General features: G+C 56.3%; 10 protein-coding genes. All 10 read right to left on the bottom strand.

The window, feature by feature from the left end; genetic code table 11:
- Positions 1–72 precede the first annotated feature (72 nt).
- The 10 genes from F3J26_RS18085 to F3J26_RS18040 all read right to left on the bottom strand — a co-directional run bounded on the left by F3J26_RS18085 (position 73) and on the right by F3J26_RS18040 (position 12950).
- The gene (locus F3J26_RS18085) at positions 73–699 is read right to left on the bottom strand and encodes a ParB N-terminal domain-containing protein (RefSeq protein WP_166995230.1); all 627 of its coding nucleotides are present in this window, start codon (positions 697–699) and stop codon (positions 73–75) included.
- The gene (locus tag F3J26_RS18080) at positions 699–1949 is read right to left on the bottom strand and encodes a phosphoadenosine phosphosulfate reductase (RefSeq protein WP_166995229.1); all 1251 of its coding nucleotides are present in this window, start codon (positions 1947–1949) and stop codon (positions 699–701) included. Before F3J26_RS18080 ends, F3J26_RS18085 begins: the two co-directional genes overlap by 1 nt.
- A gap of 485 nt (positions 1950–2434) precedes the next feature.
- On the bottom strand, positions 2435–4297 hold the full coding sequence (gene gss / locus F3J26_RS18075; RefSeq protein WP_166995228.1) for a bifunctional glutathionylspermidine amidase/synthase: 1863 nt from the start codon (positions 4295–4297) through the stop codon (positions 2435–2437).
- A 211-nt stretch (positions 4298–4508) separates the two neighbouring features.
- Positions 4509–5327 carry a 5-deoxy-glucuronate isomerase gene (gene iolB / locus F3J26_RS18070; protein WP_166995226.1) on the bottom strand — a complete coding sequence of 273 codons (819 nt, stop codon included), beginning with the start codon at positions 5325–5327 and terminating at the stop codon, positions 4509–4511.
- 9 nt (positions 5328–5336) lie between these two features.
- Positions 5337–6227 (bottom strand): myo-inosose-2 dehydratase, encoded by an 891-nt coding sequence (iolE, locus tag F3J26_RS18065; RefSeq protein ID WP_008457033.1) that lies wholly within the window; start codon positions 6225–6227, stop codon positions 5337–5339.
- Positions 6228–6237: 10 nt separating this feature from the next.
- Entirely contained in the window at positions 6238–8151 is a 1914-nt protein-coding gene (locus F3J26_RS18060) for a bifunctional 5-dehydro-2-deoxygluconokinase/5-dehydro-2-deoxyphosphogluconate aldolase (RefSeq protein WP_166995224.1), read from the bottom strand.
- A 9-nt stretch (positions 8152–8160) separates the two neighbouring features.
- Positions 8161–9294, bottom strand: coding sequence for a Gfo/Idh/MocA family protein (locus F3J26_RS18055; protein WP_166995222.1), 1134 nt, complete (start codon positions 9292–9294; stop codon positions 8161–8163).
- Between the two features lie 87 nt (positions 9295–9381).
- Positions 9382–10410: an ABC transporter permease subunit gene (locus F3J26_RS18050; protein ID WP_166878096.1), complete on the bottom strand. Its 1029-nt coding sequence runs from the start codon at positions 10408–10410 to the stop codon at positions 9382–9384.
- Between the two features lie 11 nt (positions 10411–10421).
- Positions 10422–11969, bottom strand: a complete 1548-nt coding sequence (locus F3J26_RS18045) for a sugar ABC transporter ATP-binding protein (protein WP_166995220.1) — start codon at positions 11967–11969, stop codon at positions 10422–10424.
- A gap of 51 nt (positions 11970–12020) precedes the next feature.
- A complete protein-coding gene (locus F3J26_RS18040; RefSeq protein ID WP_166995218.1) occupies positions 12021–12950 on the bottom strand; it encodes a substrate-binding domain-containing protein in 930 nt (309 codons plus the stop codon).
- Positions 12951–12959: the final 9 nt, after the last annotated feature.

Below are 12959 nucleotides of genomic sequence, written 5' to 3'. Positions count from 1 at the left end.
CCTACAATATTTATCGTCCAGACACACAACTTAAAGCCCCCCAAAAGCGTTTTTTTTACTATTTAAAACGCGCTATTTTATCGTCCACGCATCACTAAACTGTTCGCTACTGAACAGCTCAGACAGGCCGCTAATCTGCTTCAGGCGCAGCACTTCATCAGCGTCCATCCCCAATTCTGATCCGATTTTCAAATCATCCCAGCCCAGACGGGAAAGATCGCGGACAATATCGGACATCGCCGTTACCTGATGTTTTCCACGCGCCCGGTTATGGCGCACCGTCGCGGCAATACATTCGGCTTCACCACTGGATTCCAGGTTTACCACCGTAATAGGAAGAAAACCGTTGATCCTCTTTTTTGCCACAGGCGATGTTTTTCCTACCAAATGCCGGTGAAACCCATCCACGACCTGAAACTTATCTTTCAGCGGCGTCACCACAATAGGCTGAGTGAATCCATCTGTCTCAATTGAAAGCTGTAACAAGCTTCGTTCAACGGGTGCCATAACGTTAGGGTTATAATCATTGGCCACAATATCGCCCTCACGAACCCAAAGGACACAATCAACCGGCTCTTTTTTAAAAGGGCTGTGCTGATGCATGACTTTTTTGACTTCATTGATTGCGTCCACTTTTGACTCATCCGATTCGACGGAAGAAAGATAATTATCCAGTTGTTTTAATAGCGTATTAAGCATCAGAGGATCCCCCACATTTGTCGTTTCTTTTGTATCCTTTCAAGGTACCGGTTGTAGTGCTGTGGCTTATTAGGGCTAAATGATAGCGTCCGACACCAAAAGTCATTCTTCAATAGCGTCTTACATATCCTTCGCCACGAGGGTATATCTCTCGAGCCGGAATCTTTATCCTGCTCATCAGGAATATTTTCTGGAAACTCTCGTTCTCTATACCATTTTAAATAAATGGCAATTTTATTCTTGTAATGCTCCGCTGTTTTTTCCGGCATCGATGCCAGTAAAAACATGGCGTACTCTTGCCAGGTTAAATGGCTCGGTTTTGTGATGCTAGTATTGCGGGCATAGAAAGAACCGCTCTGATGCGCATAAATAGCGCCGCTGTTGGCGCCAGCCACGCGCATGCATACCCGGGACCAGGTTTCAGGCTCCAGAACATGGTAGAGCCAAAGCCCACGGCGCGCCTCCGGGCCAAAAGGTTCACACACCCTCATCGCTTTCATAGGGACACCGGCGCGATACATCAGGTCATAAAGCGGATTCCCGGCAGCTTTATATTTGCCGTTAAAAATCCAGATATCCTGTACCTTCCAGTCGTACAAAGGATAAGCGACACAAAAATTGCCCTCCCGGCTGGCCGTAGTCCAGGGCTTATCATCGGCATAGCGGGTTTTGCTTTGTGAAGCCAGCGCTAAAAAACGGTTGAGGGATTCGTCGGCCCGGATGCCGGTTAACGTGGCCAGACCTTTATCGCCGGAAAGCCAGCGTGAGAACGCTGGCATAAATTCTTCAAAGGTCATGCCATAGCGATAGAAGGGGAAGAAGTTTGGATCGGTAATGGCGTCTTCCGGCGGCTGGCGAACCCATTCCACGCCCTCCTCCCAGCAAATCCATTCCGGCTGAGCCTGCGAAACCCCGTTCACCGTGGTTAGCGGCAAAGCGACCCAGTAAAAATGCCCAACGATATCGTCATATTGCTGCCTGAGTCGCAATACATGGTCGATGGTATACTGGAACTGAACTTCCCAGTCGATAAACAGCACGTCAAACTGACGCTCCCGGCGGCGAGCGATTTCAGCCACAAGGTGAAAAAGCACGCTGGAATCCTTTCCACCGGAAAAAGAGACGCAGACCTGATCAAAGGTATCGAATACCCAATCGATTCTCTTTTTAGAAGCATTAAGAACATTATCACCAAGAATGATTTTTTTATCTTTTCTCACAAAAACTCCCTTTAACTGCTGTCTCAACATTACTACGACAGCAAAATCCCTGCATTTCGTTCAATCCACCCAGGATATCTTAGCGCACCAGCCTGGTAATATCCTCCGCCAGGAAAACCACGCTCTCCGGATAAAGCATTTACATAAATTATGATTCGCATATTTTATATAAACACCATCAATACCGCAGTGCGGTTATGTTATATCCAGCCTCAACCCCAGACAATAAAAATTTAAAATCATCAAGAAAAAATCGCAATTAATTGAATTACCTATATTTAAAATGTAAACAAAAAAATACATCAACAAAAAAATCAAAGAAGCCCTATCTACAGCCTGGCGTTAATTTTATTAAAATAATCGCAGATTAATAAAATGGATAACCACGATAGAAATAAAAAATAGCGCAGGCCATGCTGAAACAGAATAGATGAACTACCGTGGTATAAGCGGGCGACTTGCCCGGATCGAAGCAGCATCCGGGCCATCAACTCATCCTTAGGGACGATCAACCGCTACCTGTTTTTGACCACAATCAGCGGCTCGATATCGCTCTCTTTTTTAATCACCAGCGAATCATCGCCACGCAGGCAAGTGCCGCCGTAGCTGCCACCCACGGTAAAAGTGCAGACCTGGATGTATTTGCCATCCACCTTCGGCAGGCACCACAGCTGCTGATAGATATTCTTGCGATCCACGAACTTGCCGCTGGTTTTATCCAGCAGTTCATCATGGTGGCTGACCAGATCGATATTGCTGCCGCAGCGCCCGGCAATTGGCTTCACCGCGTAGCCGGTTTTTGACAGCAGGTTGTTCACCTCGAAATCCGTATCCAGCAGGTAACGGTGGTTCGGGAACAGCTGCCAGAGCACCGGCAGAATGGCTTTATTACCGGGGATCACCGTCCACAGCGGTTCAAACACCAGCACTTCCGGGCGAAGCAAGACGTCAATCAGGCGCACTTCTCCCTGTGGATGGCCGGTACGGATCGGCACGGCGGCATATTCGGTTTCGCTAACCTCACGAATTTGCTCAATCGCGGTTTCCCACGCCCAGGTTTTCCAGACACAGTTCACCGCCCGGCCATCATTATCAATAAGCTGCCCGGCGCTGTCCCAGTTCAACTCGCCCAGGCCGTGCAATATTTTGGTGTCAAACCCGGCCTGCAACAGCGAACGCTGCATAAACAACGCGTGGTAATCCTCCTCGGCGTCATTGTCCTGCATAATATGGACAAACGGCCGGGCGCTGCTGTGCTTCCAGGCCCCGGTAAGCTCTTCCAGCAACCCTTCCGCCGGATTATGCCCGGTGCCCCGGTATCCCGTCTTAACCCACTCCTCAAGGATAAGCCCGCTTTCGGTGTGGCAGGAGGCTGAATCGGCGTTGTATTCGTACACCTTCAGCCCGCGCTCATCCATGCAAAAATCCATGCGGCCGCTGACCATCTGGTGGCGGCGCCATTGCCAGGAAAGCCTCAGACGCGGCCAGAGAATTTTGGGAATATCAAAGAGTGCCAGAAGACTGTCGTCTTTCAGCACTTTATCCGTGGCGTGCAGGTACATCAGGTGTAGCTCGTTGGTGGCCTTGATCAGTTCCTGCTCGGCGCTTTCGGTAATAGTGAAATACTGGCAAGGATCTTTATTAATAATGTGGCCATTGGCCTGTATATAGGCCAGCTGGAGTTCATCTTTTTCATTCAGCCATTTGCCGTCGAACTGGCGCTTATTGGCCAGGCGAGCCCCACCAATTTTTAGCGCTTCACCGCCGATTTCCGGCTGTGGCTCGCTGTTGGTCGTCTCTTCAGTTTGAATCATCCAGCCAAGAATCGACGTGTCAGCAAACGTATCCTGCAGCGTATAGTGACCGTCGCGTTCAACCAGGATTAGCTCGCGCGTCCACTGCTGCCCGACGGGTAACGGCGCATGAATCACGTTCTGCTCGGCAATGCGCACTTTATTGCCGATAAGCTGAGTGATCACCGCGACATGGCCAGTTTCATGAAATTCGCCGCCCTTCTGCCAGATAAGTAACGCGCCCGCCTCCGGCGCTCGTTTTGAGCCATTCGCAAAGGCCTGCAGCGGCAGAATATTGTCGTTCACCACCTGACGTAAAAATCGCAGCGAGAAAATTTCCCACGCCATGTGAACGTCAGTGAAGACAAAGCCGTAGTTTAAGAAGAGAAAGCGGCGGGCAAACTCTACGCACTGCCATTTGTGGCCCATGTATTCGTTGCCGATGTAGCTGCGAAACTCCGCGTCTTCGGGGTAATTTTTCGGGTCGAGGCTGCCGTAATTAGAGGAGTAAATCGCTACGCCACCCGGCGCATAGCCCAGAAGTGTACCAAAGGGCGAATCGTTGTCTGGTGTTCCTGTATGCATGTGTCCAACCTAAATCAGGCAGGCGGCAAAGGTCACGCGGATTGTCGTCTGCACGTTAAAATTAACCTGACAGAGAAGCCGTTATCATACACCTCTGCCAACGGTTTTGTGCAGTCGCGCTTCGTTTAAACAGACATATTCCGGCAGGTCGGGGCCCAAAGAAAAAGGCTGCCTCAGCGGGCAGCCTTTGTTTAAAAGTGACTCAGCCAGTTTATTTGTTCCCGTACTCGCTGCCGTTAACCCAGGCGTGATCTTTCTCCCAGGTAAACATCCACTTGCGTACCGGCCCCGCCATCACGTTCAGGTAATAGCTGTCGTATCCGGCCATCGTCGCCACCGGGTGGTAGCCTTTCGGCACTTTCACCACGTCTTTGTCGTACACCGCCATGCACTCATCCAACGAGCGGTCATCGGTATACACACGCTGCAGACAGAACCCCTGCGGCGGGTTGAGGCGGTGATAATAAGTCTCTTCGAGATAGGTTTCGTTGGGCGGATTATCGGTGTCGTGCTTGTGGCTCGGGTACGAGCTGGTGCAGCCCTCGTTGGTATACACCTCCACCACCAGCAGGCTGTCGGCGGGCTTATCCTCCGGCAGAATATTGTGGACATAGCGCTGGTTGTGGCCTTTACCGCGCGCCTCGGCATCAATATCCTGCGGGGCAATGAGCCGCGTGGCATAAGTCCCTTTACCCGGCGCGGAGCAAACGGCCAGTTCGAGCGCGGTGAGCGCCAGAACCTTAACCCCCTCGCCGGACGTCACGTACACGGCCCAGGGTTTACGGCGCTCAAACGGGCTCATGCGGTCGCCTATTTCAGGGAAGCGAGCGAGCGGCGTGTCCACCGTCGCACGTCCTGCGACCAGCACCAGGCAGCGCTCTTCCTCCACGGCGGGCAGTTCCAGAACCTGCCCTTCCTGAAGCTGATAAGCGGCAAATCCCACGTAGCCCCAGCCCGCGTTTTCCGGCGTGACGCACTGCGTCTGCCCCTGCGCGTCCGGCTGCTGCCAGCGGGAAAGTAATTCGGCCATGCTCCCTCCTTAAATCAGCCCGGCTTCGCGAGCAAAACGGCTCAAATTAGCGTAGCCCAGCCGCGCGTAGGTCATCGGGTGTGCCACCGCCGGATCCTGCTCGGCCTCAACTACCAGCCAGCCCTGATAGCCATGCTTTTTCAGCAGCGCCATGATCGGCGGGTAGTTCACGCAGCCATCGCCCGGCACGGTAAATACGCCGCTCAGGACCGCATCCAGGAAGCTGGTTTTGCGGTTTTTCACGTCCGCCAGCACGCCAGCGCGCACATCTTTGCAATGCACGTGGTTAATGCGCGAGATCCAGCGCTCGGCCACCGCCAGCGGATCGGCCCCTGCAAAAGTCAGATGCCCGGTGTCCAGCAGCAGCCCGACTTCCGGCCCTGTGTGAACCATCAAATTATTCACGTCATCCGCGCTCTCAATCACCGTTCCCATATGGTGGTGATAGGCAATTTGCACGCCCTGCTGCTGGGTATAACGGGCGAACGCGGTAAGCTTTTCGCCGTACTCCTGCCAGCGTTCGGCAGGGAAACGGGGCCGTAAATGCACCGGAGTTTGCTGCTCACCGTGAATGCAGTGGGTGACTTCGGCAAATACCAACACCTTCGCCCCCAGTTCGCGCAGCAGCGTCAGGTGCGGCTGCACGGCCTCAATTTCCTGCTCAACGGAGCGCTCAAGCAAACGGCCAGAATACCAGCCGGAGACCAGCTTCAAATCATGCTTATCGAGAATCGGCCCCAGCACGCCGGCCTCTCGCGGGAATTTATTCCCCAGTTCAAAACCTTCAAATCCGGCCTCTTTTCCTTCGCTCAGGCAGGTGTCCAGCGGCGTGTCGGCGCCCAAAGAAGGCAGATCGTCATTGGTCCAGGTCAGCGGGTTAATGCCTAAATGCACGGTCATAATGCTCTCCTTATTGTTTATGCTGGGCGCGCTCGCGCCACAGGGCGATCAGCCGCAGGTAATTGTCACGGATGCGCGCCACCAGCTGCGCATCGTCGATATCGCGTTTTAACCAGGCCTGCGAGGCTTCGCCAAACAGCGTGCGCCCTACCGCAAAGCCTTTCACAATCGGGTAATTAGCGGCGGCATTGAAGCCATCACGCAGCACCTCTACCGGGGCATCCAGGCCGAGGATCACCACGCCGCGGCAGTGGGGATCGCGTTTATCCACCAGCTCGCTCAGGGCCGCCCAGCCAGCGCTGCTCAGCGGCGGCAGCTTCCACCAGTCCGGGTAGATGCCAAGGTTGTAGAAGCGGGAAACGGCTCTGAGATAAAGCTCATCGCTGCGCGGCATATTCGCCGGGAGGATAACTTCCAGCAGCAGCTCGTGGCCCGACTGGCAGCAGGCGCGGTACACTTCGGCAATCTTCTGCTCCTGCTCCAGACGCAGAGCGTGGGCATCTTCCGGGTGGAAAAAGACCAGGCACTTAACAATGTGTTCCTGCGGCCAGCTAATCAGCTGCGAGCCGATGTTGCCATGTTCCATTTCCAACGGGCGTGACCCTGGCAGCTCAATCGGGCGACCGATCCACCAGCCTTCACCGGTGATGGAATTCAGCGCGTCCTGGCCGAAGGTGCCATCGCACAACAGCCCGGCTTTGCCCTCCAGCTCGGCACGCTGAGCGGCTTCGCGGCTAGCCTGTAAAATCAATTGTTTAAGCACCGGAATTCGGCGTAAATCCGCGCCGCTTTTCAGCGCCATCTCTTCCAGTTGGCTGCGGTGATCGAACGCCATCACGCAGAGTTCCGGCCACTGGCGTCGACGCGTGGTGACGCGGTGCAGGTGATTCAGGCGTTCGTCGAGATCCGGGCGAGGCACCTGATGTTCACGCGAAAGGTAATCATCCAGCTCAATTTTGCTCGGCATCGCCGGGGCGCAGCCATGGCGTGAAACCACCAGTGCACCGCAGGCATTGGCATAGCGGCAGGCCTGCTCCCAGCCTTCGTCATTGAGGTAGCCGCGCAGCAGGCCGGACATGAACGCGTCCCCCGCGCCCAGCACGTTGAGCACTTCCACGCGCACGCCGCTGACGTTTATCCCGCCATCCAGCGAGTCAGGGATCAGCCCGAGGAACACGGAACAACCTTGCGCGCCTCGCTTACAGACCAACGTCGCCTCGGTGTTCTGCCGCACTTTTTTCAGTGCCGCGAGCGTGTCGATTGACCCGCCGGCAATGTGGAATTCTTCTTCGGTGCCGACAATCACATCAAAAAGATGCAGAACCGTTTGCAGCTGGGTTGTGACCTGTTCGGCTTCAACAAAGCGCGTCTCGCCGTCGCCGAGGGAGGTCAGCCCCCACAGCACCGGGCGATAATCAATATCCAGCACGGTGCGAACATCGTTCCGGCGGGCATAGCTCAGCGCAGTCAGCACCGCCTCACGGGTACGCGGGTTTGAGAGGTGCGTGCCGGTAATCGCCAGGCAGCGGGCAGAGGCAATGTACTCTTCGCTGAAATCGTCCGCCGTAATCGCCATATCCGCGCAGTTGTCGCGAAAAAAAATCAGCGGGAAAGTGTCGCGATCTTTGATGCCCAGCAGCACCAGCGCCGTCAGCCGCTCTTTGTCGGTAATTAAATGGCTGGTGTCGCAGCCGACCTGGCTAAGTTCTTCGCGCAGAAAGCGCCCCATGTGCTCGTCGCCAACGCGCGCCAGCATGGAAGATTTCAGCCCCTGGCGAGCGGTACCGTAGGCCACATTGCCGGAGGAGCCGCCAAGATAACGGGCGAAGCTACTGGCATCTTCCAGCCGCGCACCAATCTGCTGGCTGTAGAGATCTACCGCGACCCGCCCCATGCAAATCAGATCCAACTGCTTTTCTTTCATGCTTCGTCCTCAGACAATGTCAGATACGTTGACCCAGCGCCCCTGCTGGTGTGACAGGGCGATAGCGTCGAGAATGCGCGACACCTTCCAGCCCTCTTCAAAGTCCGGCCACATCGGCTTATCAGTGGCAATGCCGTCGATCAGATCGCGTACTTCCACCGTTTTTTGATCGTTAAAGCCAATGCCGTGCCCCGCCCCCATACAGAACGAGCCGTAATCCGGGTGAGCCGGACCAACCAGCAGCGTGCGGAAACCCTGGCGTCCTTCGGGATCGCTTTGCAGATAAAGTTTCAGCTCCGCCATGCGTTCCTGGGTAAAGCTCAACGCCCCTTTCGTGCCGGTGATTGTCCAGGTCAGCCCCATTTTTCTACCGCTGGCGACACGTGACGTTTCGATCACGCCCTGGGCGCCGCCTTCAAAACGCACCATCGCGTGGGCCTGATCTTCGTTTTCCACGGCGATCATCTCGCTGCTGCCAGCGGAAGCCGGGCGCTCCGGCACCACGATTTTCAGGTCACCGCAGACTTCGTGGATATCGCCCACCAGGTACTGCGCCATATTGACGATGTGCGCCGCCAGATCCCCCAGCGCACCAAGCCCGGCGGTTTCTTTGAAACAGTGCCAGTGGATCGGCGAAAGCGGATCGGCCATATAGTCTTCATTGTGGGTGCCGTAGAAGTGGATCACTTCCCCGATCTCACCGCGTGCAATGATCTGCTTTGCCAGCTGCGCCGTCGGGTTCTTCATGTAGTTGAAGCCGACCAATGTCTTCACTCCAGCCAAATCTGCAGCATCCACCATCAGGCGTGCTTCGCGAGCATTAAGCGCCAGCGGCTTTTCTGAATAGACGTGCTTGCCGTGGCGAATCGCTTCCAGCGCCATCTCTTTATGCAGGTGGTTTGGGGAACAAATGTCCACCACGTCAATGTTCGGGTCCGCTACCAGTTCGCGCCAGTCGCCGGTGGAGCGATTAAACCCAAACGCCGCGGCGCGTTTTGCCGCCAGCTCCGGCGTGATTTCCGCTACCATTTCACGCACCAGTTCGCCCTGCAGGTCAAAGACCGTCGGCGCCTGGGCGTAGGCGATGGCGTGGGCTTTGCCGATGTAGCCGGTGCCGATTAAACCAATTCTGACCTTTTTCATGTGTTGTTCCTGAAGTCGTGACCAGCCTTTGTACCCTCACCCCAGCCCTCTCCCTGAATGGGAGAGGGTTAGGATGAGGGGCAATCCCTACAGCGCGCCGCGCCGGTTCTTGGCGTAAGTATCAAACGCCACCGCCAGTACGATAATCAGCCCGGTAATGATCTGCTGGTAGTAGGCCGACACGTTCATCAGCACCAGGCCATTAATCAGGATCCCCATGATGATGGCGCCGATGATCGTGCCGCTGATCCGCCCGTAGCCGCCCATCAGCGATGTCCCGCCGATCACCACCGAGGCGATAACGCGCAGCTCGAAGGAGATCCCCGCGACCGCTTCAGCGCTGCCCAATCGGGCGCTGAGCACAAAGCCCGCCAGCCCGGCAAGACAGCCAATCACCACATACACGCTAACCAGCACGCGCCTCACGTTAACCCCGGCGAGGCGAGCCGCTTCCGGGTTGCCGCCGATGGCATACACAAAGCGTCCCCAGCGAGTTTTGTGCAGCGCCAGATAGCCCAGAATCGAGACGATGGCGAAGATCCAGATAGGTATCGAGATGCCGAGCATTTCGCCGCGTCCCCACCAGCGGTAGCCGGCATCAAACCCGGCAATTGGCGCGCCGTCGTTGATCACCAGCGTCAGGCCGCGCCAGATAGTCATCCCGCCCAGCGTGACAATGAACGGCGGCAGACGCAGGCGAGTGACGCCCAGACCGTGCAGGAACCCAATCAGCGTGCCGAGCGCCAGGCAAATCCCCAACCCCAGCAGCCAGCTAAAGCCGCCCCAGGCGTTCGGATCGACAGTGGTAAAGTTATCCCCCTTGATCACGTAGGCTGCGGTCATCGCGCACACGGCCAGGATCGAACCCACCGACAGATCGATACCCGCCGTGAGAATGACAAAGGTCATGCCCACCGCGATGATCCCATAGATAGAAACCTCGGTCAGGATGTTGAAAATATTACGTTCGGACAGGAAGTTGCTGTTCTGCGACTGGAAGAAGATCAGCAGCAGGAACATGAAGATCAGCACCCCGAAGCGCTCGAAGAAAGCGATCGGATCGAAGCGTGAGGCACTTTTTGCCGGCGTCTGGGTTTTGGTAATCATCTGCGTCATGGGCTCCCCCGTTATGCGGCGCTTAAGGCGCTATGGTTGATGGCCATCAGGGTCATCAGCCGTTCTTCGTTGGCTTCGTCGCCGTGCAGTTCGCCGGTCACTCGCCCTTCACTGAGGGTGATGATCCGATCCGACACCGCGAGAATTTCCGGCAGGTCGGAAGAGATCACGATCACCGCCACGCCTCGCTTAGCCATATCAAACAGCACCTGATGCACTTCAGATTTGGTACCTACGTCAATGCCGCGAGTCGGCTCGTCGACGATCAACACCCTTGGATTCAGCGCCATACAGCGCGCCAGGATCACTTTTTGCTGGTTCCCGCCGGAGAGCTTGCGCACCTCCTGTTCGGCGTTAACCATTTTGATTTGCAGCGCCTGCCGGTAGGACTCAATCAGCGCATCTTCTTTACGCAGGCTAACGAAATAGCGCCAGGTCAGCAGGGACGAAAGGCTGGAGAGCGACAGGTTGTCGCGGATCGACAGGCCCAGCACCGCCCCTTCTTTTTTACGATCTTCCGGCACCAGCGCGATGCCCTGGTCCAGCGCGTGCATCGGGTTTTGAGGCCGGTAAGGTTTGCCGTCCAGCTCGAAGCTGCCGGTGGTGAATTTGTCTGCGCCAAACAGGCAGCGAGCAACCTCGGTCCGCCCGGCACCTACCAGTCCGGCGATGCCCAACACTTCTCCGGCGTGCACGTGGAAACTGATGTCTTTCAACGCAATGCCGTGTGGATCAAGCGGCGGCTTTTCACGGCTCAGCCCCTTCACCGCCAGACGGATGGGCTTGTCTGCATGGTGTGTGAGGCTGGCATCGCGGCGGTTAAACACCACGTCTCGGCCGACCATCAGGCGAATAATTTGCTCCACGTTGGTGCCCGCCACGTCGCCGGAGCCGGTATAGCGGCCATCCTGAAATACGGTGAAACGGTCACAAAGCTGGAAGACTTCATGCAGGCGATGAGTCACATAAATAATGCTGACGCCACGGCCTTTCAGCTCGCGCACCACGCGGTGCAGGCTCTCAACTTCGCTGTCGCTCAGGGCAGCGGATGGCTCATCCATAATGATCAGCCGGGCGTTCAGCGTCAGCGCCCTGGCAATCTCCACCATTTGCTGCTGGGCAACGCTCAGGCGGGCCACGGCGGTCGTCGGCGCAACGTTGAGCTGCAAATAATCCAGAATGACCTGCGCTTCCTGGTTCACCGCTTTGCTGTCGACGATCAGGTTGCGGCGGCGCGGCTCGCGGCCAAGAAACATGTTTTCCGCCACCGTCATATTGGGCAGCAGGTTAAATTCTTGATAAATCGTGATAATGCCTTTGTTCTGGCGCGCTACCGGCGAGTCATCCGCAGAAAGCGTTTCACCGTTGAACCAGATCTCACCGCGCGTTTGCGGCTGCGCCCCGGCCAGCGCCTTCAGCAGCGTGGATTTTCCCGCGCCGTTTTCCCCCAGCAGGGCATGGATTTCCCCCTGCCCGACGCTGAGCTGTGCGCTGCTTAACGCCCAAACGCCGGAGAAACTCTTCGCCAGGTCGGTCACTTTCAGTAAAGGTTGCGACATCAGACTGCTCCTCTGTTGCGCCCGCCCGCAGGCGGACGGGCACGTTCAGATTTATTTGCCGGCTTCGCCGATACGCTCTGCTTGATCGAGGTTATCTTTGGTGATCATCGTGGGCGCGTAATCTGCCCCGGTAATCGCCTTCTTCTCGCGGATGTTGGCCACCAGCTGGCTCATCGCCGTTTTCACCGCAAAACCAGGGCGCTGATCGGCGGTTGCCGCCATCCAGCCATCGCGTACGCGGGCCAGCGCTTCCGGCACTGCGTCAAAGCCGGTCACCAGCACTTCACCCGGTTTCATGCCCTGGCCCTGCAGCGCTTCAATCGCGCCGAGCGCCATATCGTCGTTGGCGGAGAGGATCACCTGAGGCTTTTTCGGCAGAGACGGCAGAACGCTTTCAACGATGCGCATGCCTTCGGAACGCATCCAGTTCCCGGTCTGATCGGCGACGATCCTGTATTTATCGCCCCCGGCTTTTAGACCATCGCGGATCCCTTTAGTACGTTCGATATTGGAGGAGGAGCCAGGCTGCCCGGTCAGCAGCACGATGTCCGCGCCGTCAGGGAATTTGGCTTTCACAAAGTCCGCCACCGCCTGGCCGCCTTTATAGTTGTTGGCACCAAAGTGCGGCACCGGCTTATCGCTAACAACCGAGCGGTCGAGTGTCACCACCGGCAGCTTGGCATCCTGAATTTCCCCTACCGCGCTCGACACGGCGTTAACGTCGTTTGGCGAAACGATAAAGCCCTGAGCGCCACGGGTGATGGCGTTTTCCAGGTCCGCGACCTGCTTAGGAGAGCTGCCCTGGCTGTCGAGAACCTGCAGCTTGACGCCCATCTCTTTGGCGGCCTGCACGGCGGTGCGCTGCATATGCACTTCAAACGGCATCGCAAGGTTGGGGGTGCTAAAAACAATCTGTTCGTTTTCGGCCAGCGCCGGAGCCGTGGTCAGGGCGATGAGGGCGGCGAGGATCAGCTTTTTCATTGTTATCTC

It is taken from the genome of Enterobacter sp. Ap-867 (assembly GCF_011752855.1).
GTDB lineage: Bacteria > Pseudomonadota > Gammaproteobacteria > Enterobacterales > Enterobacteriaceae > Cedecea.
This window is presented reverse-complemented; position numbering and strand designations above follow the sequence as displayed.